The organism is Aquimarina sp. AWH4_224 (assembly GCF_056160245.1).
Map to the genome: position 1 here is coordinate 83,413 of NZ_JBSWWU010000014.1, position 19,193 is coordinate 102,605.

The following is a 19,193-nucleotide window of genomic DNA, read 5'->3' on the forward strand; positions in this document are numbered from 1 at the left end:
GCATCTCGTTTTGAATCGATATCTTTATATTCTAAATCAAATAGTTATGAAAAAGGGGGCTTTATTTTCACTGGTGCTATTCACTTTTTTATGTAGTTGTTCTTCCAACAATAATGACACAAATCCAGATGCTCCAGATACGGATACCAATACGATCAGTGGTTTGGAATTCATCGACGAATTTGTGATCCCAAGTCAAGATATTGAAGGTGTTCCTTTTGGTGGGTTATCAGGTATCGATTATCACAACAACAAATGGTACTTGCTAAGTGATGCTTCTACACCACCTATTCGATTTTACGAAGCTGCTATCACCTATTCGCTACAAGGATTTACTAATGGGGGGATATCTAAAATGACTGAAATCAAGAATGCAGATGGAATTTCCTTCGAAACAGGAATGGTAGATCCCGAAGCAATACGATTCGATACTACTACAAATACTATTTTATATACAAGTGAAGGTTCTATAGTCAATGGAATTGATCCTGCTCTAATAGAAATTACAACAGCGGGACAACAGATCAAAAGCTTTGCGCTGCCAGATAACTTTAGCGCCAATACTACTGATAACACTACTGGCCCAAGACATAATGGTGCTTTGGAAGGGTTATCTATTAGTCATGATCAACAAGGATATTGGATCGCTTTCGAATTGCCTTTGGTAGAAGACGGTCCAGAACCTGGTCTTACAGACACAGACTCTCCAGTTAGAATTACTTATGTCAATAAAACCACTGGTATGGCCGAAAGACAATTTGCCTACGAATTAGATCCTGTAGCACGACCACCGGCATTGGGTACCGATTTTACCGTAAACGGATTGGTAGAAATCCTGGAATATGATACTGATCAATTTCTGGTACTCGAACGCTCTTTTTCTTCGGGATATCTGGATGGAGGAAATTCTGTTAAAATCTATAAAGTAGATGCTAGTGGAGCTTCCAATACATTGGATATTGCTTCCCTTTCTGGAGCGAATATTGTCAAAGCAGAAAAAACATTACTTTTTGATTTTGAGACCATCCGAAGTCAACTAACCAACACCATGGTCGACAATTTGGAAGGAATTACCTTCGGCCCTACTTTTGAAGACGGAAGTAGAGCCATATTAGTAGTAGCTGATAATAATTTTAGTTCTTTTTTCCCGCAATTAAATCAGCTTATTCTCTTTAAAGTTATCCCTTAACACTAAATTTCTATTCGTACAGCTCCCGTAGTTCGTAATCCACTATCCTGGGTATAAGCGATAACCGCTAATTGATCAGTATCTCCTACCCAATCTGGTATTGCGATAGATACTTCCCCAGTTTCTTCATTTTTGACTACTCTATTGGCAACGATATTGGTGTTTTTAAGGGTTCTATTTCTATTTTCTCCTCGTGAGACTTTAGTAATTCTTTCTGCCACTACCAACGCTAATGTTACTGTAGAAAATTCATCTCCTTTGGTTGTGTACGAAAAACTCACTGTATTTCCCTTTTGGTTCACATCACTAATACTAATATTATTTGTCGTAGGCGCCTTGGCATATCTACGCAAGGCATCATCCGCTTTGTACTGATTTGATCCGGTAAAATGTTCGCTTCCATTTACCACCAATTGAGGTGTATAAATCGATCTACTTCTGAATTTAACCGCGTAATCTCTTTGGTAGTCGCTATAGGCTTCGGTACTAAAAGGATCTCTCCAACCTAAACGGTTCCAATAGTCTACGTGATAGGATAACACATATACGTTATCATTTTCATACTTCTCCCTAATATCATCCAACAAGGCATCTGCTGGAGGGCAACTACTGCATCCTTGAGAGGTAAACAATTCTAAAACTATGGCAGAATTCTGATCTTGGGCATATACAGACGAAAACGCAACGAGCGTTAATAAAATTAAAAGGTGCTTCTTCATTTTATAATTTTAGTATTTTTAGACTTTATTTTAGACGAAATTTATGGGAAAGCTTACGGTTTCACTCCTTATTTTATTGATATCCTTCACGATCTACAGCCAGGAAATTGCTGTTTTGCAATACAAAGGAGGTGGTGACTGGTATAGTAATCCCACTGCGTTGCCTAACCTCATCAGGTTTTGCAATCAAAATATTAATACTACCATTGCTGGGAAACCCAAAACGGTAAAACCAGAGAGCGTAGATATTTTTCAGTACCCCTATTTACATATGACTGGGCATGGTAATGTATTTTTTACACCAGAAGATGCTGAAAACCTAAGAAACTATCTGTTGAGTGGTGGTTTTTTGCACATTGATGATAACTATGGTATGGAACCATATGTCCGAAAGGAATTGGTAAAAATATTTCCTGATAAAGAATTGGTAGAACTCCCTGTTTCGCATCCTGTATTCTCTTCAAAATATAACTTCCCGCAAGGGCTACCCAAAATCCATGAACACGATGGAAAACGTCCACAAGCTCTTGGTATTATAGATAATAACAGATTGGTATTGCTATTTACTTTTGAAAGTGACCTGGGAGATGGTTGGGAGAATCCAGAAGTGCATAATGATCCCGAGGAGGTTCGTTTGAAAGCACTAAAAATGGGAGCGAATATTATTAAATACGCATTCGAAAATTAAATGGCCCATCAATTACATCACGATACCACTAAATTTGAACAAAAAAAATTTCCGGTAGTTCTTATTTGTGATCAAGTAAATTCTCCTGCCAATATTGGAAGTCTTTTTCGTATTGCGGACAGTTTTGGTATTTCTCAAATCTACTTTTGCGGTGAAGCCATTACTGTAGTAAGTAAACGTATGTTGCGCACAGCTAGGTCAACGCATCATCATGTTGCGCATCAACATAAAGAAGAAGTTACAGAGGTCATTACAAGCCTAAAAGACGATGGGTATTCGATTGTTGCCCTCGAGATTACTGAAGATAGTATTTCTTGTTCGGACTATGATATAAATTCTGATCAAAAGATTGCACTGATCATTGGAGAAGAAAATTATGGTGTTTCTGAAGCTGCCCTCAAATTGTCAGATCAAACTGTACACATCGATATGTATGGCAATAACAGTAGTATGAATGTTGCCGTAGCTACAGGAATTGCACTCTATGAAATTACAAATCAACTCCTCCCTAGTGCTAGATTGGATAGATAATCTTATTTTTAAACCAAACGAACTTAGAATTTTGATCCTTTTTTAAATTATGAACTCAAAAACAATTTCATACGGTATACTTAGAGCGGTTGGCGCCATTGTAGGAGTCTTAGGGTTGTTATGGTTTTTATTCCAAATTAGATCAGTACTGATTTATATTGCATTTGCCGCTGTAATCTCATTAATGGGTAGACCTTTGGTTTCATTTTTAAAGAGAAAACTGAAATTTAACAACACCCTTGCTGTGGTGTTTACACTGTTTATAACCATTTTGGTGTTTTTCGGGATCTCGATGCTATTCGTTCCTATCGTTACAGAACAAGGACAGCTCATTGGTGAAATCGATATCAACAAAATTGGAGATGATCTGGATCAACTCAATCAGGAAATTAGTGACTATTTCAATGTAGAAAAACTAAGCTTTATTGAGTTATTTAAGCAAACAGATTTGATGCAGTTTTTTGATCTTAAAGCAGTCCCTAATTTGATCAATTCTTTCTTAAGTGGATTTGGTGCTGTTTTGATTGGTTTGTTCTCTGTATTATTTATTTCCTTTTTTCTACTAAAAGACAGTCAGTTATTAGAAAATAGCCTATTGGTTTTTGCAAAAAAAGAAGATGAGAATAAATTTATGAGAGCCTTTACAAAAATCAAAGATCTCTTATCCAGATATTTTGTAGGCTTGTTACTGCAAGTATGCATTTTATTTATACTGTACACCATATTGCTTTTGATTTTTGGAGTAAACAATGCTATCGCAGTAGCTTTAATAGCCGCAATTCTAAATCTTATCCCTTATATAGGACCTTTATTTGGAGGGGTGCTTGTTTTGTTTCTGGCGACTACCAGTAACCTTGGATACGATTTTCCAACAGTGATCTTACCAAAATTGACATATATTCTTATAGGATATCTTATCATTCAGCTCATCGATAATTTCTTAAATCAACCTCTTATTTTTGGTACCAGTGTAAAATCACATCCGCTGGAGATATTTTTGGCTATTCTTATTTTTGGACTGCTATTTGGTATCGGAGGACTAATTGTTGCTGTTCCTTTCTATACAGCGATCAAAGTAATTGCAAAAGAGTTTTTGTCTGAGTATAAAATCGTTAAGACGCTGACCAAAGACCTCTAAATCTTATAGAAGCAAATATCATATCAAAACGATATTATTGAATACTCATATTTTACATACAGACATACAGGAATATATTATCCAAAATTCTGACCAGCCTATAGATGTAAACAAACTGATTTTGGCAGGGAGTCCGTTTCCAAACGTCACTGTACAAGAATTAGCACAACAAATTATTGGGCGTTCTAAGGCAAAACAGAAATTACCAACTTGGTTTTCTTGTCCCAATATCTACTACCCTCCTGGTTTAAATCTAGAGCAAACTTCTTCTGAAGTAACTGCTCGTTATAAAAGTCAGCAAATACAAGGACATAACTTAATTGATCTTACTGGTGGTTTTGGTATTGATGATTATTTCTTTGCCAAAGTATTCAAAGAGGTTATTCATTGCGAAATGAATCAAGAATTAAGTACCATCGCCTCTCACAACTTTGGTATACTACAAACTGATAATGTAAAATCATTATGTGGTGATGGTATAGAAATCCTAAAAGGTCTTGATACGGTAGATTGGATTTATATCGATCCTTCGAGAAGACATGAGAGCAAGGGAAAAGTATTTTTTCTAGAGGATTGTCTACCCAATGTTCCCGAACATCTTGATTTTTTGCTTTCCAAAAGCACTAATATTCTAATCAAAACATCTCCCTTGCTGGATATCAGCTCTGGAATTAAATCTTTAAAAAACATCAAAGAAATACACGTTGTTGCGGTGGAAAATGAAGTAAAGGAGTTGCTTTGGTTCATCGAGAAAGGCTTTGAAGATGAATTAGAGATTAAGACTATCAATTTGCAGAAAAAAGGAAAGCAAGAATTCGATTTTATATTTTCTAAAGAAAACCGGCTACCTCTTAACTTATCTGAGTCAAAAAAATATTTGTACGAACCTAATGCTGCAATTATGAAAAGTGGTGGTTTTACAAGTGTTTCAAATCATCTTTCTATGCCTAAGCTGCATCGTAATTCTCATTTATATACCTCTGATGAACTTATTACATTTCCGGGAAGACGATTCGAAATCATTGCTTCTTTTCCTTATCAAAAAAAGATCTTAGCCAAAGCTAACATCAATAAGGCAAATATTACTACCAGGAACTTTCAGGAAAGCGTATCTACTCTTCGTAAAAAATTTAAAATCAAAGATGGTGGGCAAGACTATCTATTTTTCACAACAGATTGTAATGATCAAAAAATTGTGTTACAGTGTAAAAAGGTAGATTTATAATCAGGGATTAGTAAACACTTCTGAATGCGAGATATATCCCTCAATGTATTCTTTGAGGTCCTTCCCTGTAATTTTATCGACATTTGCTGAGATAAAATCTCGATCTTCCTCTATATTTTTGTTATACCCTAAGATTTTTGGTGTATTGGATTGGATACTTAATCGTATCATTCGTAGTTCAATATTATCCGGCTCTTTTTGGATCGCTTTATCTATCAGCTTCTTTCCCTTATTAAAATAAGACATCTTAGAAAAAGGGTTCCACCCAAAAGAAGCTTGAAGTGCTAAAGCAGCCCCATGATACCCCTCATAAATAGCTTCTCCGTTCTCGGCAGCCTTTTTAGTCATTTCATAAAACTTTTCAGCATTTTCTTTTGACTGGTTACAAACCTTATATGCATCTCGAATGCTATTTAAACTAACAGCATCACCTGTATTAAAAAAGAGTAAAAAAACGAGGGATATTACTTTTACCATGTTTTAAAATTGAAAGCTTTCTCTTAGAAACGATTGGTTTTATAAGATATTACAAATATGAAAAAAAGGAAGCAAAAAGCTTCCTTTTCTAGAATTTTAAATCATTATTTGATGAGTTTTGCAATACTCTTAAGATCAGAATCTTTTATGTTATAGGATCCATCTTCTTTTAAATAAATGATTTCTCCTGTGGTACTATGAATTACCGATACCATTTTCTTTTGATTAAATTGAGTATGCATCAAGTAATAGAAATCGTCACCGTTAAGAATTTTTTTATTCAAATCCTCATTATCAATCACTTCATACTTGTGCCCATATTTACCAAAAATATCTTCTTCTGTTCTTGTTTTACCCCAAGTAGCTGCAAGCGCATTGTATTTTTTCAGAATCCATTTTGGAGCGTACAAGGTTTGATCCTTTAATTTTTTTAGTTCCTCTTTTTTCTCAATTCCATCTTCGATTACTAAGTTTTCTGAGTTAGAAAGCCTTCTATTAAGTTCTTGAAAATAGTTTTTGATATACCCCATATCAAAATTGTAAAACCCAGGTTCTTCTCCGTATTTTTCATTGATCTTATCCAGACTTCCTATTCTCATTTTTGAGCTAAAGTCCTGTCTGTATTTGATATTTGGAGTAAAAAAGAGCTCCGCCACGTTCAAATAATCATACTTTAATTTTCCTTTTTTGTTCTTTTTGACATTCTCAAAATTAGACGCCATCATAAACTTAAAGACGATATATTCTGCAACGGTTCTGGTCCCTGGTCCCATAATTCCTCCTGTCTTTTGTTTTTGATATCCATTATCTACTAAGCGAATAATTGAATTACTTGGTGATATATATTTTTCTGAATTGTCATCATACGTTTTTTCGTCAATAAATGTGATTTCATTGAATGTCCAAACAGTCGAAATCATTGTTTTAAATTCTTCTGCGTCTAATGATGAAGGTACTACAAAAACGGTATTGGTTTTTTTGATGTTTTCAAACACATCTTTTTTGTGTTTTGAAACATAAAGATTGATAGGAGACTTACTTTTCCCTACATTGACTTGCCCATACGAATGGCTAGCAATAACTATCAATAAAAGTAAAATGGTGTATTTTTTCATCGGTCTAGTTGTTATTTAATATTTGTACTTTACTCATGAGTGTCACAGCAGTACAAAACATTACCACTAGCTTTAGAACTTTTTTCTGAAAATAAATATATACCTGTTAGAAGGGACTTCTATTTAGCAATTGATACTTTAAGCAATAAATTGTTCTTCTTTCCGTCGAAAGCTTCAAAAATCATATCCTTATTGGGTAAAGTAGCTGCTTTGGTCAATTCTATAACATCCAATCTGGAATTTCGAATATCACTTCCGGTCAAAATAGCTTCTTTGGAAACCTCTCCCGTAGCATCATCGATAATGTATGATGTCATATAAATAAATTCTTTTTTACCATCAAAATAACGAGTAGGAGCTTCTTCAAAAGAACGTTTCAGGTTCGTAAAGTCATCGATATAGAACAAATAATGTTTTCCATCATTTTTAAAATTGAGATAAGACATACTTCGTTTGCTTACTGTTCCCAATTGATTTTTGGGTAGTTTATTTACCCATAACAGTTTGTTATCAGAAGACAATTTAAACGCAACGATATCTCGATAGTAATATTTATAAGTTGTTCTCGATCCCGAGGAACTTGAAGTTGTAAACGACTCTACATAACGTTGTTCTCCAAAAATGGTAGTGCTACCATCTGTATTAAAAAAAACATCATTGACTCTTAGATTCTCTAAATCTTTTTTATCGTCTTCCTTTTGTGTTCCTTCATTTATCCTGGCCTCTCTCTCGAATACCCACTTTTGCAGTATCTCATCAGAGATGTTACTCTTTGAAATTGCTCCTATTGCTCCATCATCGGCTAGATTGGCAGTGAACACTCCTTTGACAACGGACTTATCCGTGTTATCCGCATAAAATCCAGTAACCTTTGCATTACCCTGGGGATCAAATTCGATCACTCCATCGGTGATAGAATATCCTGGAATTTTCAACTCTTGCTCTACTATTGGCCCACTATTTTCATTGATGCGATAAACCTCGGTTTTGTATGCCATAGTAAGTTTATCCTTATCATCATTTACTTCACTAAAATAAGAAGCAGTCATATAAAAATTACCATAGTTATCGATTGCAAAATCTTCTCCCTGCATAATTTCTGAAGGATGAGGCATGGTTACTTTGCGCCTCCATAATAAATTAAGTCCATCGCTAAAGACCGTAACACCAACTTTATCTGGTTTATTATCCGGAGTTTTAATTCGGAAGAGCACTAATAACTTTTTTTTATCTGGAGAAGCTTTAAAAACAAATTGATTAATTCTTCCTCCTGCATCGTATCCATAGGTACTTTTAAAACCAAAATCTCTGGCTATACCTTCTTTATCATTTATTAATTGTATCGGTTTTTCTACCACGATACCCGTAGGAGACACTTTCTGACCGTAAGCTCTGTTTCCTTTGGTATAAAAAACTACTGCTTTGTCATTGAGCTGCATTACCGTTTGAAAATCTCCTTTATCCTCGACTACCTGTCTTTTCTTAAGATCTTCTTTAAGGTCTTTTAAAGAAAAACGCTGGATCGTCATGTTCTTCCGTCCCTTTTTTATAGAAACCAGTCGATCTCCAACAGCTATATTATAGGTATTGATACTTTTTATACGTTTGTATTTCTCTCCTGACTTAAACGTAAAATCTTTGAGAAGAACTGGTTTTTGGGCAAATGCAAAACTGCTGGTCAATAAAGCAAAAACCAGAATGTATTTAAAATTCATATGGGTAGTATTTTTTGTTAGGCGTATCATAGCTAAAATAGGTCTATCGTTTACAAATATAAAAAAAGCTTTTTTTGATCACATGATACAAAATGCAGACCATTTTTACTCTTAAGAAAAAACTGATTTTCAACTTTTTAAAAAGACCTACTCATTAAAACGAAAATAATGCAAAAAAAATGTTGCATTGTAGGGACATAAAAGTTACATTTGCATCCGCATTTGGAAATACAAATGCAGAGTTCTTAAAAAGACTTATCAGGAGAGGTGGCAGAGTGGTAATGCAGCAGATTGCTAATCTGTCAACGCGAAAGTGTTGCCGGGGTTCGAGTCCCCGTCTCTCCGCATTTTTCGGGGTGTAGCGTAGCCCGGTTATCGCGCCTGCTTTGGGAGCAGGAGGTCGCAGGTTCGAATCCTGCCACCCCGACAAGAAAAACCCTTTGTTTTGATTATAAAACAAAGGGTTTTCCTGTTTTAATAGGTTAAATGCTATTAGATCGTCATGTAATTACTTTATTCGCCTTTTAGATTCCCAACTATCCTTCTACCATGATAAAAACCAGAATTGATGTATTGTTGAAGTGCGTCTACATTCTCGTCAGTAATTGAACCAGCAGCAACGATCTCTAAGGCATGCTCTGCTATGTTTACCATATCGATTGAAAAAATAGATGCGGTTGAAGGCAATAGCATAGAGATAGCAGATATTCGTTATCCTATCGGAAGAAGTTATCTTAATGATGTGCGAAACGCTATTTTTAAGGAGAATAACAAGGACGTGCCGTAGCAGTTCTTATTTCTCCTTTACAAAACCGTGTATGATTTGCTTAAAAAAGCTCTTAGGGATTTTTTCATCCCCAGGGAATCCAATAGTTACTGTACCACTATCTTCAGGAATATAGTTTGTTTTAAAGAGGTAATCCCAGATACTAAGGCTAATTCCAAAATTTACTCCAAACGCTCCTTTGGGTAATTCATAAGCATGGTGATACAAATGCATTACAGGATTGTTCAAAATATATTTCAAGGGACCCCAGGTGATTTTGATATTAGCATGATTAAAATGACCGATTGCTATGGCTATAAAATGCACAATAAAGGCCTGCTCGGGTTCGAAACCACCGATTAGCATTACTCCCAGCGTTTTTAAGGGTTTATACAGTATGTTTTCCATCCAATGATAACGCAAATGCGCAGCAAAACCCATCTCTTTTACCGAATGATGTATTTTATGAAACCTCCATAAGAATGGAAATTTATGCAATAACACATGGGTAAACCACTGTACAAAATCCAACAGAATAAAGAATATTAAAAGCTGGAGCCACATCGGGAACGTCGAAATATCTAATAACGTAAAGCTTTTTGCAGAAATCCCCACATGTTCAAACCCCACTCCTAGTATCCCATAAAATCCACTAATGGCAATAGCGAAGAGAAAAAAATTGAAATACATATACACTGCGTCCAACCAAAAATCTTTTCTAAAAATCGATTGATGTTTACGCCACGGAAAAGCAATCTCTAATCCCCAAACCAATAAAGAGATTAAGGTAAGTCCCCAAAAGTAATTGAGATACCAAGGCACCTCGAACAAAATAGATTTCCAGGTCCATTGTATATTATTCATAAAAGCCTCGATAAATACGCTGCTGTATTTTTCCATAATCATAGTTCTTTTCGCACTTTTAAAAACATACTCTTTAGATCGTATTCAACTAGGTTGCTTTACATTTTATGCTTAATTTTTGTAAAATAGTCTCCCCGATTCATCAAATTGGATCTAATTCTTTATTAAAAGTACGATTTACCAAGGACTATTTTTGTAACATTGGTCACAAAGTCATTTGTACAAAAAAATATAAGGCTACGTTTTTACCAGATAAATAATTGAAAACAAAATAATTGAAGTATGATTGTTTCATAAAAACATCAAGAAAGAAAAAGGTCAAAAAAAATGTACTAAAAAAATCCTGTATAATCCTTGCAGAAATGGTGATCTGTTGTATATTTGCGTCGCTGAAATCGACAACCAATCATTAAGCAATATAAGTAGGTTTAGTCCTACTACTACATATACAAAATAATGGTCGCGTAGCTCAGCTGGATAGAGCATCTGCCTTCTAAGCAGACGGTCACAGGTTCGAATCCTGTCGCGATCACAAAAAGCCACTCGTTTGAGTGGCTTTTTTGTTTGGTGTCAAGCAATTACCGTTTTAAAAAACTTGAAAAATACAGGTAACGTTTTGATTGATACTTACATATACTAGCACAAACCCTCTTGTCCTTAATATGGGGAAGCCAAAAAATATAAATGATTAAATTACTTTTTTTATAACTCTAAATATGACGAACCCAATTCCATTCGATGCCATTGGGCAGAACATTAGTGTATTACCTAATGCTAAATTAGAAGCCAGTGAATCATTACCCAAAGCTAATTTATATTCTCTTTCGGGGAACTTTGAATTTTTAGGCATTAAAATCGATGGTATTTCCTTGGGTACCGACAAACAAAATATTATTAAAACAATTAGTATTCCAGTTCTTGGTAATTTGGATCGTGATACTTATATATTATTAACTAAGAAATATGGTGAACCCAAAGCACTTTATAAAACTGATAAGGTGAAAGTGGTCTCCGAAAGTATATTCGAAGATGGATTCCAAGTAAAGCGTACGGAAGCTACAATGAAAGAATGTACTTTTGATGAGGAACCTAAACTAATTGTTTGGGATAATGATAAGGGCAAGATAGAATTATCTATGGCCCATAAAGGACAATTATTTCGTGCATATAGAATAACTTTTGGAGATAGAAGCTATTTATATGATTAGATCATAGAAATAACAATCTAAAAGCCCTCAAAATTTGAGGGCTTTTTTAATTCTAGATAATTCTAAAGTTTTGTGAAGTGGGGCTTTCGTTTTTTCGACTATACTTTCAGTAACATTTTTTGAGTTCTTAGGGTAACACTTATGGGTTTGCAAACACTTACAATTAGTTACAAACAATTACAATATCATATATAAGAAATATAGTTACCTTTAGTAACTATATACATACGTTATGCACAAAGAAAAAAGATGAAGAAATTATTTTGGACATTATTAATCATAACCAATATTTCTTTCGCTCAATCGAACGAAAAGTTTTTAATGGACTTTCTACTTGAGGATAAACTCAAATCTGAAAATGCTCTATCAAATTATAATCAATTTGATTTTGACCGTTTATGGACTCAAACTAAAAATTATAATGTTTTAGGTATTATTGGAACTGATCATCAGAGGATAAGAATAAAACTGACTTCTGTTAAAAAAGATTCTAACAATTCAAATAATTATATAGTTTCAGGTAAATCCTTAGTCAAAGGAACAATATGCGATTTTGAGGGGATAATCACTTTAAGGGAAATAAAAGAAGTTGAAAAACTACATTTCGGAGTTGATAACCAATACCAAAACAAAGGAATTAAATCACAAGGAATTCTCATTGCAGATTATGAATTCAAAGAAAATAAAGGTCAAAAACATAGTGGACTTTTTAAAGGTAAACTATACTCCAAATGGTATTTGAACTCTGACGATCAAATGGAATATGACAAAATTCAATCAATAGCAGACGGATATTCCAACAACGCATTTATTGGAATTTGGAAAAGTTACAAAACAGGAAAAGAAAAAATCTGTAATTGGGCTGACTACCGAATCCCAAAAGTAAATCGAGATTTTGATGTAGGAGCTGGTGAATTCTCACCAAGTAAAAAGTATCTTGAAAAAGGTTGGGAGAATTATCGAAAAGCTTGGCTTTATGGTGATGAAAAAGCCAAAAACATTGAACTTGAAAAATGGTGGAATTAAATCGTGTGCATTACATGATATATGTGATCATAGCAGCTAAGTGATTAATTGATAGGTTCGTTTGTATTTGCAGAGTTGCGAAGATTTTATGGCAAGGAAATTATAAAATCGGCACAGAAAATGTCAATGGCACGATAATATTTTGCCTTGCTACGACACAAATATTAAACGTTGTGCGCCATTAAATAAACTATATGAATACGAACTTTGAAATTGAAGAAAATTATGCCGTCCGATTAAACGGAGTCCACATTGACTTGCATAACAACTTTGAATTCAAGGGAATTTCGGGATCAAAAAACGATGTGATTATTGAGTTCATTAAATCGGATTGTGAGTGGATTAACGAAAATGAATTTGAACGGCTAACTTTTGTTCATAAAAATATTTCTTTCAAAAGTTCGGCGGAAGGAGATAATTCTGAATTCCCAGAAGATGAAAATACTCTAAGTACAATTTCATTCTTTCCTAAATCAATGCGTGAAGTGAATGACGGATTTATGGAACATAAAAAGCCGAATAAGGATGACGATATAATTTACCTTTTTGAGAATGGAAAAATGTTTCGATTAAATTGTGAACGGATCCAATTAATTGCGGAAAAATAAAACGATCACATAACAACATATATGTGATCATAGCAGCAAAGTGATCAATCGAACGGTTGTTGTATTTTTGGTCCGGTACAATGCTAGCAAAAGGTAAAAGTTAACAATCACTGCGCGGAGAAATGCAAAAGCAAAGTAACATTTTGCCCTGCTGCGACACATATATTAAACGTTGTGTATAATTATCACGTCTAATAACTAAACTATTCGGATAGTTAATCTTCTGAAAAGGTAGGTTTACTCATTTTAAGTTTTATGAATAAGCTGACTAACATAGTTTTGTATATAAACCGACCAAATAATGAAAAAAATACTATACTTGTTTATAATACTTTTCAGTTATAATCTGTCTTCTCAAGATTTATTGGATTTAGCTTTAGTTGATAAAACAAAGATTATTAACAAAGAAGTTTACAAACCTAATTTAAAAACGGACAAATGGAATATCTATAATTATCTCTATGAGTTAAATGAAAGTAAGCGGATTTTGAATGACTCGATAATCTTAATTGAACTAATTTCAAAAAGTACTACTCAAAACTTGACAGAATGGAAAGTGGACGAACTAAATGAGGTTTATCTGATAAAAAAGAATCAGAAAATTAGTATAAATGCTGCTCTGGAATCTATTAAACCGAAATCTAAAGAACAGGAAAGAGAGCTAAAAAGAAAAATCAGACAGTATAATAATAATCCAAGTAAATGGAGAGGTTGGCCATTATCAATATCTCGACCTGTTTTTTCTGACGATAATAAATACAGTGTTATTAGTTTTAAATTCGGTAATAATGGAGGCTACTCCAGCCTATATCAAAACTTGAATGAAAAATGGAAATTGATTGGGATTTTTGATCGATTTGCCTATTAAAAAACTATACACAACAATTTGTATATTGTATATGCCACCTTCGGCAGGCTAAAGCAACATACAAAGAACGTTGTGCGTCATTAAAACCAAAATTATGGGAAGATGGATGAGAGCTTTAAATAAAAAAGAGGAAGTTGTTTCTGAGATGGCTCCTAATTTTCTAATTTATTGTTCTAGACATTTACCTAAAAACATAAAAGATGAGTTCCCAATACTCTTGAATTTAGACCTTAATTTGGACAAATGGACAGACGAATTACAATCGTATAAACAAGATAAAATATCTGAACTGAGAAACGAAATTGAAAGAGTCCGCAGAATACTGAACAAAGAAGAGTTTTCTCCAAAAGTTGACTCGGAAAAGATTTTAAAGTTTTGGACGACCGATGATTATACTTTAAAAGACATAAATAATGATATAGATAATTTAAAATCTTTCTTCAAAGAGTCAATAGAACAAGATTTAGAAGTGAAAATTTATTTGTAAATCAATGGAACAAGGTTTCATAAAAATCATTGAGTGTTTTAATATCACCGGAATTGGACTTTTAACAGAGTTACAACATTCCGAAAATGGAATCGCACCAAACACTCAAATATTTGATCCTATAACAAACGAAACTTGGATAGTTAAGAAAAGAGTGCATCATGGAATATTAATATTGGACAGATCCGAGAAATACTTTGACTGTGAAACGGAATCAATGCATGTGGATAGTGTTTTTAAAAATCTAAAAGACCGAGAAATTGCAGTTGAAAAAGAATTGAACAAAAGAAAAAATGGAATATATTCCTACTTGATTAAACCTGAGAAGAAAAAACAGAAAATAAAACCTGAAATAGGTGCGGAATTAAAAATAAAATGACAACATAACGTTGCGTGTATTATTGAAAAAGCTTATTTACTCAACCAGAAACATAGTTTACTCAATACGATTATTATGATTAACAAAATCAAATTAGTTTTGAGGAATTAAAATTCACCAAATGATCAGATATATAATTTTAATACTAGTTTTTACACCAATTTTTGGACTTTCACAAGAAATAGACTTTTCTAAAATTCCACAAATTCAAACCAAAGCCACTTATACTACTGAGGTTACCCCGGATAAGATAACACTGTCCATCTTGCTAAAAGAAAGTAATTCAAAAGGTAAAATTTCAGTAGAGGAATTGGAAAAACGACTAGAAACAGTCTTAAAATCTAATAATATAGATACGAAAACCCAGCTAAGACTTGTAACTCTTTCAAGTAATTTTAGAGATTTTTTCTTAAAAAAGACTGATGTTTATAAGACTAAGAGTTATGAATTGGAAATAAATGATGCAAAACTAGCAGGAAAGGTACTTAGAGACTTAGAGTCGCAAAAGATATCAAATGTAAATCTCTTAAAAACGGAATACACTAAGTTAGAGGAACTGAAAATTGAACTCAAATCAAAAGCTGTTTTAAAAGCAAAAAAACAAGCTGAACAAATGGCAAAAGCTCTAAATCAAAACTTAGGAAAAGCAATTTTTGTATCCGACTTGGAGACCAACATTACAGGTCTTCTTCAAGGTCGAGTAGCTGGTTTGAATATTAGAGGTTTAAATTCAGTACGAAAAGCGGAATATGAATTAAGAGAGGATTTGGAAGTCGAATTTGATAACATAAGGGTTGACGCATTTGTTACGGTATATTTTAAACTAGAATAAAAACAACACACAACAATTTGCATATTGCCTATGCTCCCTTCGGCAGGCAAAAGCAGCATACAAGGAACGTTGTGCTTAATAAATATGGAACTCTATTGGAAAGATAAATATGATGACAAAGGTAACTGGGCTTATTTAGAGTTTCAAGTAAATTCTACAGATAAACCTCAAATACTTCTTAAGTCAGGAATGAACAAAAAATTTAGACTTGAGAATTCACAGGATGTCCTATTTTGGGGGAAAGTAGAATCTGAATGGTATGGAGCTTGGTTTTTAAGAAATGAGAATGATTGGGAGACAAACAAAATGATAATCCCTCCTATCAACTCAAATGAAATTGAATCAAAAAAAATTAATAATGTCTCTGAAAAGTTTAGCCAGTGGAGTAAATATTTTGCTCTAAATTTAGAACAGAGTAACAATAGTCTACTTTTTAAAGAAAAGTGGAGACTTAGTATTGCAAATTCAGATATTCAATACACCAAATCTATTCCTGAATGGAAAATACTTAAACCTGAAAACACTTTTAACTATCAAAACCCATACTGGATTGACTGGGGAGGAACAGGAGGAATTGGAGAGCTTTTAGCTTTAAAAAAGAAACCAAATGAAAACAATGGAAGGGTTAAGTGGTATCGAAAGCTTGTAAAACAAGATAAGTGCCCTCCTATTCTGGCTTGGTTTGTCAATTCATTAGATGCTTATATCATACTTGATGGTCATTGCAGACTTAAGGCATTTATCGACGAAGAAGTAAAACCAGAAATACTTGTTTTGGCAACACTAAGAGAAATTGAAGACAAACCCAACCTTCAAAAACAAATGAATATCAAGCAAGCTATGTCGGATAAGAGTAATAAAATACCTATAGATAAAGTTAATAAGTTACTAGTTAAAGCATATGATGATAGACCAATATCAGTTACTTATACAAAAAGTAAAGGATCTTACAATTTTTCTGAAAGCTGGGACAAACAAGTAATTCTTTTTTATAATAAGCCTGATGTAGATCTCGAAGAATTAGATGCTATGCTTTCCGAATAAAAAAAGCACAACTCAAAAGAAATTTATGAAAAGAAAATCAATTGGTTGGTCACAAATAATTGCTGGTTTTATCATCTTTCTTGGAGTATTCAGCATTTGGGATCAATATACTAGTGGAATACCTATTTCCCCATCTTATTATATAATGATCCTTGGCGGAACCATATTCATTTTACTTCGATGTAAAAAATCAGACTAATTCTATCCAACAATCCCGATTTAAATGTTCTGGAACTTGGTGCTATTCATCGTTCCTACCTTCTCGTTTAATCTTCGTTTTATAAAAGTGCTTATAAAGTTCTTTTATCTTCTCCATCAAAAAAAACAACTATCTGAAAATCAACTTCCAAAACTAAGTTTTTATCATTTTTAAATATTTAATTATTGTTTTTCAATAATTTTTTATAGATTAGCAATAACAAAATATTATTTATAATGGGTAGTACATCAAAAAAAACGGATACAGGAATTCAGGCTTTTAACACCATATACATTATCGGAATTATTTTCGTTATTGGTAAACTAATCGATGATTTGCAATGGACTTTTCAATTGATAAAAAAATGGAGCTTACCCGAAGAGCCTTTTTTCTCTAAAGTCAATATCGCCAACAGTGACGTACAGATTTCGATAACAGCATATCTTATTTTTGCTATCGCCTATATTCTGGTTTTTGGGTTTATCATCTTGGGGCTCTATCAACTTAATAACACCACAAAACTATTGGCAGAAAGAAAAATTTTTCAACAAGAAGTGGGCTCAGCATTTAAAAAATCCGGAAAATCATTTCTCGCTTTTGCATTTGGTACATTACTTATTGATATCGCGTTTCTAGCCTGGGCAAAAACTTCAAGTCGGGTAATGGATCTTTTATCAACAGAACTATTAGTGTTTCTAATTTTGGGGTATTTTATGTTCTTTTTGGCTGATGTATTTAAAAAAGGAATTTCACTACAAGAAGAAAACGAATTAACTATATAATTATGGCGATAATAGTTAACCTAGATGTGATGCTTGCAAAACGAAAAATGCAATCAAAAGAACTGGTAAAAATACTGGGAATCACCCCTGCAAATCTTTCTATATTAAAAACGGGTAAGGCCAAAGCAATTCGATTTACAACCCTAGAGGCTATTTGTAAAGCATTAGATTGCCAACCTGGGGATATTTTAGAATATGTAGAAGACTAAACCCACTCAATAAGTAACATTGAAATCATTGTAATTTCGCTACTTTAGTACTCATTTTGAAAGCACTATAGCACTATTTAAAAAAGCAAAAACAAATACGCCTCATCAGGCTTAAACCAACGATAAAAAAGATTATTCTGAATGCAAGTAAACAAAGAGATCAAAATAGGAATTATAACAGTAAGTGATAGAGCTAGTGCAGGTGTGTACGAAGATCTAAGCGGAAAAGCTATCATACACACCCTTAATGAATACCTGAATTCGGATTGGACTGAAGTATATGAGGTCATTCCCGATGAGCAAGAAGTAATTGAACAAACCATCATTGATATGGTTGATCAGCAAAATTGTTGTCTGGTGGTGACCACAGGAGGTACAGGTCCCGCTAAAAGGGACGTTACACCAGAAGCTACCGAAGCTGTGTGTGATCGCATGATGCCGGGATTTGGTGAACTAATGAGAGCCGAATCTTTAAAATATGTTCCTACTGCAATTCTATCTCGACAAACGGCAGGCCTTAGAGGAGGAAGTTTAATCATCAATCTACCCGGAAAGCCCAAATCGATACGAGAATGTTTGGATGCCGTTTTTCCCGCGGTCCCCTACTGTATAGATCTTATGGATGGGCCTTTTCTGGAATGTGATGAAACTGTTATACAACCTTTTAGGCCTAAGAAAAAATAAATCTACCGCTAGTTAGATTTTTAAGGACATTCGAAAATCAATTTGCTTATGCTCCTAATTTGAAGCGATTATCATAAACCTCCTTAAATCGTAGTAACATTTATAACGTACAGGACACTTAGTTATATCACATAACTAAGAAAATCATGAACAAACTACTTGTATTCGGGACATTACTATCAATTAACATAGGGCTAAACGCACAACAAAATCAAATTGGAACGACTGGAAATGTGGGGATTGGCACTACTAGTCCCAGTGCAATTTTGGATGTTGAAAAAAATCATAACGGAACTACTTTTATTGAAGTAAGTAATAGTAGTGAAGGAAATTTGGCCAGAAGAGGAACTTCTATTGGTAACGGACTACCGGGTAACTCTGTATACTTACTTTCTACATCCTCAAATTACAATCAGGTAAGTACCTGGGCAAGGGCCGGT

The 19,193-nt window shown here is 33.8% G+C and carries 25 protein-coding genes and 3 tRNA genes; 22 read left to right on the plus strand and 6 right to left on the minus strand.

Annotated elements, in window-relative coordinates; genetic code table 11:
• Nucleotides 1–46: 46 nt before the first annotated feature.
• Nucleotides 47–1,189: an esterase-like activity of phytase family protein gene (locus ACXAGJ_RS21905; protein WP_474842945.1), complete on the plus strand. Its 1,143-nt coding sequence runs from the start codon at nucleotides 47–49 to the stop codon at nucleotides 1,187–1,189.
• A gap of 2 nt (nucleotides 1,190–1,191) precedes the next feature.
• Here the strand turns inward: ACXAGJ_RS21905 and ACXAGJ_RS21910 are convergent, their stop codons facing one another.
• The gene (locus ACXAGJ_RS21910; RefSeq protein ID WP_474842947.1) at nucleotides 1,192–1,908 is read right to left on the minus strand and encodes a DUF1223 domain-containing protein; all 717 of its coding nucleotides are present in this window, start codon (nucleotides 1,906–1,908) and stop codon (nucleotides 1,192–1,194) included.
• 43 nt (nucleotides 1,909–1,951) lie between these two features.
• On the opposite strand from ACXAGJ_RS21910, the gene ACXAGJ_RS21915 reads away from it, so the two are divergent.
• The 4 genes from ACXAGJ_RS21915 to ACXAGJ_RS21930 are packed head-to-tail and all read left to right on the plus strand — an operon-like array spanning nucleotide 1,952 to nucleotide 5,490.
• Nucleotides 1,952–2,596 (plus strand): DUF4159 domain-containing protein, encoded by a 645-nt coding sequence (locus tag ACXAGJ_RS21915; protein ID WP_474842949.1) that lies wholly within the window; start codon nucleotides 1,952–1,954, stop codon nucleotides 2,594–2,596.
• On the plus strand, nucleotides 2,597–3,127 hold the full coding sequence (locus ACXAGJ_RS21920; protein WP_474842951.1) for a TrmH family RNA methyltransferase: 531 nt from the start codon (nucleotides 2,597–2,599) through the stop codon (nucleotides 3,125–3,127).
• Nucleotides 3,128–3,176: 49 nt separating this feature from the next.
• Nucleotides 3,177–4,265 carry an AI-2E family transporter gene (locus tag ACXAGJ_RS21925; RefSeq protein ID WP_474842953.1) on the plus strand — a complete coding sequence of 363 codons (1,089 nt, stop codon included), beginning with the start codon at nucleotides 3,177–3,179 and terminating at the stop codon, nucleotides 4,263–4,265.
• A gap of 37 nt (nucleotides 4,266–4,302) precedes the next feature.
• A complete protein-coding gene (locus ACXAGJ_RS21930; RefSeq protein WP_474842955.1) occupies nucleotides 4,303–5,490 on the plus strand; it encodes a THUMP-like domain-containing protein in 1,188 nt (395 codons plus the stop codon).
• On the opposite strand, the gene ACXAGJ_RS21935 is transcribed toward ACXAGJ_RS21930, so the two are convergent.
• The 3 genes from ACXAGJ_RS21935 to ACXAGJ_RS21945 form a co-directional block, all read right to left on the minus strand.
• A complete protein-coding gene (locus ACXAGJ_RS21935; protein ID WP_474842956.1) occupies nucleotides 5,491–5,967 on the minus strand; it encodes a hypothetical protein in 477 nt (158 codons plus the stop codon).
• A gap of 104 nt (nucleotides 5,968–6,071) precedes the next feature.
• Complete coding sequence (locus ACXAGJ_RS21940) at nucleotides 6,072–7,082, minus strand: hypothetical protein (protein ID WP_474842958.1); 1,011 nt, start codon at nucleotides 7,080–7,082, stop codon at nucleotides 6,072–6,074.
• A 119-nt stretch (nucleotides 7,083–7,201) separates the two neighbouring features.
• Entirely contained in the window at nucleotides 7,202–8,797 is a 1,596-nt protein-coding gene (locus tag ACXAGJ_RS21945; protein WP_474842960.1) for a hypothetical protein, read from the minus strand.
• A gap of 261 nt (nucleotides 8,798–9,058) precedes the next feature.
• Between ACXAGJ_RS21945 and ACXAGJ_RS21950 the strand changes: the two genes are divergently transcribed.
• Both ACXAGJ_RS21950 and ACXAGJ_RS21955 read left to right on the plus strand, forming a co-directional pair.
• Nucleotides 9,059–9,142: transfer RNA gene (locus ACXAGJ_RS21950), tRNA-Ser, on the plus strand.
• A gap of 7 nt (nucleotides 9,143–9,149) precedes the next feature.
• Nucleotides 9,150–9,224: transfer RNA gene (locus tag ACXAGJ_RS21955), tRNA-Pro, on the plus strand.
• 86 nt (nucleotides 9,225–9,310) lie between these two features.
• On the opposite strand, the gene ACXAGJ_RS21960 is transcribed toward ACXAGJ_RS21955, so the two are convergent.
• Entirely contained in the window at nucleotides 9,311–9,451 is a 141-nt protein-coding gene (locus ACXAGJ_RS21960) for a hypothetical protein (RefSeq protein WP_474842962.1), read from the minus strand.
• On the opposite strand from ACXAGJ_RS21960, the gene ACXAGJ_RS21965 reads away from it, so the two are divergent.
• Nucleotides 9,441–9,584 carry a hypothetical protein gene (locus ACXAGJ_RS21965; protein ID WP_474842964.1) on the plus strand — a complete coding sequence of 48 codons (144 nt, stop codon included), beginning with the start codon at nucleotides 9,441–9,443 and terminating at the stop codon, nucleotides 9,582–9,584. The two genes, ACXAGJ_RS21960 and ACXAGJ_RS21965, sit on opposite strands and share 11 nt — an antisense overlap.
• 6 nt (nucleotides 9,585–9,590) lie before the next feature.
• On the opposite strand, the gene ACXAGJ_RS21970 is transcribed toward ACXAGJ_RS21965, so the two are convergent.
• Nucleotides 9,591–10,463 (minus strand): sterol desaturase family protein, encoded by an 873-nt coding sequence (locus ACXAGJ_RS21970; RefSeq protein ID WP_474842965.1) that lies wholly within the window; start codon nucleotides 10,461–10,463, stop codon nucleotides 9,591–9,593.
• A gap of 422 nt (nucleotides 10,464–10,885) precedes the next feature.
• Between ACXAGJ_RS21970 and ACXAGJ_RS21975 the strand changes: the two genes are divergently transcribed.
• The 14 genes from ACXAGJ_RS21975 to ACXAGJ_RS22040 all read left to right on the plus strand — a co-directional run.
• A tRNA-Arg gene (locus ACXAGJ_RS21975) sits at nucleotides 10,886–10,959 on the plus strand.
• A gap of 184 nt (nucleotides 10,960–11,143) precedes the next feature.
• Nucleotides 11,144–11,635 carry a hypothetical protein gene (locus tag ACXAGJ_RS21980; protein ID WP_474842967.1) on the plus strand — a complete coding sequence of 164 codons (492 nt, stop codon included), beginning with the start codon at nucleotides 11,144–11,146 and terminating at the stop codon, nucleotides 11,633–11,635.
• A 249-nt stretch (nucleotides 11,636–11,884) separates the two neighbouring features.
• On the plus strand, nucleotides 11,885–12,661 hold the full coding sequence (locus ACXAGJ_RS21985; RefSeq protein WP_474842969.1) for a hypothetical protein: 777 nt from the start codon (nucleotides 11,885–11,887) through the stop codon (nucleotides 12,659–12,661).
• 194 nt (nucleotides 12,662–12,855) lie between these two features.
• On the plus strand, nucleotides 12,856–13,269 hold the full coding sequence (locus ACXAGJ_RS21990) for a hypothetical protein (protein WP_474842971.1): 414 nt from the start codon (nucleotides 12,856–12,858) through the stop codon (nucleotides 13,267–13,269).
• Between the two features lie 301 nt (nucleotides 13,270–13,570).
• Nucleotides 13,571–14,137 carry a hypothetical protein gene (locus tag ACXAGJ_RS21995; RefSeq protein ID WP_474842973.1) on the plus strand — a complete coding sequence of 189 codons (567 nt, stop codon included), beginning with the start codon at nucleotides 13,571–13,573 and terminating at the stop codon, nucleotides 14,135–14,137.
• A gap of 94 nt (nucleotides 14,138–14,231) precedes the next feature.
• Nucleotides 14,232–14,624, plus strand: a complete 393-nt coding sequence (locus ACXAGJ_RS22000; RefSeq protein WP_474842975.1) for a hypothetical protein — start codon at nucleotides 14,232–14,234, stop codon at nucleotides 14,622–14,624.
• A 4-nt stretch (nucleotides 14,625–14,628) separates the two neighbouring features.
• Complete coding sequence (locus ACXAGJ_RS22005) at nucleotides 14,629–15,003, plus strand: hypothetical protein (protein ID WP_474842977.1); 375 nt, start codon at nucleotides 14,629–14,631, stop codon at nucleotides 15,001–15,003.
• A gap of 121 nt (nucleotides 15,004–15,124) precedes the next feature.
• Nucleotides 15,125–15,835 carry an SIMPL domain-containing protein gene (locus ACXAGJ_RS22010; protein ID WP_474842978.1) on the plus strand — a complete coding sequence of 237 codons (711 nt, stop codon included), beginning with the start codon at nucleotides 15,125–15,127 and terminating at the stop codon, nucleotides 15,833–15,835.
• An 84-nt stretch (nucleotides 15,836–15,919) separates the two neighbouring features.
• On the plus strand, nucleotides 15,920–16,879 hold the full coding sequence (locus ACXAGJ_RS22015; protein ID WP_474842980.1) for a hypothetical protein: 960 nt from the start codon (nucleotides 15,920–15,922) through the stop codon (nucleotides 16,877–16,879).
• 25 nt (nucleotides 16,880–16,904) lie between these two features.
• Nucleotides 16,905–17,078: a hypothetical protein gene (locus tag ACXAGJ_RS22020; protein WP_474842982.1), complete on the plus strand. Its 174-nt coding sequence runs from the start codon at nucleotides 16,905–16,907 to the stop codon at nucleotides 17,076–17,078.
• 236 nt (nucleotides 17,079–17,314) lie between these two features.
• The gene (locus ACXAGJ_RS22025; RefSeq protein WP_474842984.1) at nucleotides 17,315–17,860 is read left to right on the plus strand and encodes a DUF2975 domain-containing protein; all 546 of its coding nucleotides are present in this window, start codon (nucleotides 17,315–17,317) and stop codon (nucleotides 17,858–17,860) included.
• A 2-nt stretch (nucleotides 17,861–17,862) separates the two neighbouring features.
• Nucleotides 17,863–18,069 carry a helix-turn-helix domain-containing protein gene (locus ACXAGJ_RS22030; RefSeq protein WP_073312430.1) on the plus strand — a complete coding sequence of 69 codons (207 nt, stop codon included), beginning with the start codon at nucleotides 17,863–17,865 and terminating at the stop codon, nucleotides 18,067–18,069.
• Between the two features lie 141 nt (nucleotides 18,070–18,210).
• Nucleotides 18,211–18,753: a molybdopterin adenylyltransferase gene (mog, locus tag ACXAGJ_RS22035; protein WP_474842986.1), complete on the plus strand. Its 543-nt coding sequence runs from the start codon at nucleotides 18,211–18,213 to the stop codon at nucleotides 18,751–18,753.
• A gap of 146 nt (nucleotides 18,754–18,899) precedes the next feature.
• The coding region (locus tag ACXAGJ_RS22040) for a hypothetical protein (RefSeq protein ID WP_474842987.1) at nucleotides 18,900–19,193 on the plus strand (294 nt) is incomplete at its 3' end.

Coding starts and splice junctions, on each gene's coding strand:
- ACXAGJ_RS21905 (WP_474842945.1), top strand. CDS start 47: ATGAAAAAGGGGGCTTTATTTTCACTGGTGCTATTCACTTTTTTATGT.
- ACXAGJ_RS21910 (WP_474842947.1), bottom strand. CDS start 1,908: ATGAAGAAGCACCTTTTAATTTTATTAACGCTCGTTGCGTTTTCGTCT.
- ACXAGJ_RS21915 (WP_474842949.1), top strand. CDS start 1,952: ATGGGAAAGCTTACGGTTTCACTCCTTATTTTATTGATATCCTTCACG.
- ACXAGJ_RS21920 (WP_474842951.1), top strand. CDS start 2,597: ATGGCCCATCAATTACATCACGATACCACTAAATTTGAACAAAAAAAA.
- ACXAGJ_RS21925 (WP_474842953.1), top strand. CDS start 3,177: ATGAACTCAAAAACAATTTCATACGGTATACTTAGAGCGGTTGGCGCC.
- ACXAGJ_RS21935 (WP_474842956.1), bottom strand. CDS start 5,967: ATGGTAAAAGTAATATCCCTCGTTTTTTTACTCTTTTTTAATACAGGT.
- ACXAGJ_RS21940 (WP_474842958.1), bottom strand. CDS start 7,082: ATGAAAAAATACACCATTTTACTTTTATTGATAGTTATTGCTAGCCAT.
- ACXAGJ_RS21945 (WP_474842960.1), bottom strand. CDS start 8,797: ATGAATTTTAAATACATTCTGGTTTTTGCTTTATTGACCAGCAGTTTT.
- ACXAGJ_RS21965 (WP_474842964.1), top strand. CDS start 9,441: ATGTTTACCATATCGATTGAAAAAATAGATGCGGTTGAAGGCAATAGC.
- ACXAGJ_RS21960 (WP_474842962.1), bottom strand. CDS start 9,451: ATGGTAAACATAGCAGAGCATGCCTTAGAGATCGTTGCTGCTGGTTCA.
- ACXAGJ_RS21970 (WP_474842965.1), bottom strand. CDS start 10,463: ATGGAAAAATACAGCAGCGTATTTATCGAGGCTTTTATGAATAATATA.
- ACXAGJ_RS21980 (WP_474842967.1), top strand. CDS start 11,144: ATGACGAACCCAATTCCATTCGATGCCATTGGGCAGAACATTAGTGTA.
- ACXAGJ_RS21985 (WP_474842969.1), top strand. CDS start 11,885: ATGAAGAAATTATTTTGGACATTATTAATCATAACCAATATTTCTTTC.
- ACXAGJ_RS21990 (WP_474842971.1), top strand. CDS start 12,856: ATGAATACGAACTTTGAAATTGAAGAAAATTATGCCGTCCGATTAAAC.
- ACXAGJ_RS21995 (WP_474842973.1), top strand. CDS start 13,571: ATGAAAAAAATACTATACTTGTTTATAATACTTTTCAGTTATAATCTG.
- ACXAGJ_RS22000 (WP_474842975.1), top strand. CDS start 14,232: ATGGGAAGATGGATGAGAGCTTTAAATAAAAAAGAGGAAGTTGTTTCT.
- ACXAGJ_RS22005 (WP_474842977.1), top strand. CDS start 14,629: ATGGAACAAGGTTTCATAAAAATCATTGAGTGTTTTAATATCACCGGA.
- ACXAGJ_RS22010 (WP_474842978.1), top strand. CDS start 15,125: ATGATCAGATATATAATTTTAATACTAGTTTTTACACCAATTTTTGGA.
- ACXAGJ_RS22015 (WP_474842980.1), top strand. CDS start 15,920: ATGGAACTCTATTGGAAAGATAAATATGATGACAAAGGTAACTGGGCT.
- ACXAGJ_RS22020 (WP_474842982.1), top strand. CDS start 16,905: ATGAAAAGAAAATCAATTGGTTGGTCACAAATAATTGCTGGTTTTATC.
- ACXAGJ_RS22025 (WP_474842984.1), top strand. CDS start 17,315: ATGGGTAGTACATCAAAAAAAACGGATACAGGAATTCAGGCTTTTAAC.
- ACXAGJ_RS22030 (WP_073312430.1), top strand. CDS start 17,863: ATGGCGATAATAGTTAACCTAGATGTGATGCTTGCAAAACGAAAAATG.
- mog (WP_474842986.1), top strand. CDS start 18,211: ATGCAAGTAAACAAAGAGATCAAAATAGGAATTATAACAGTAAGTGAT.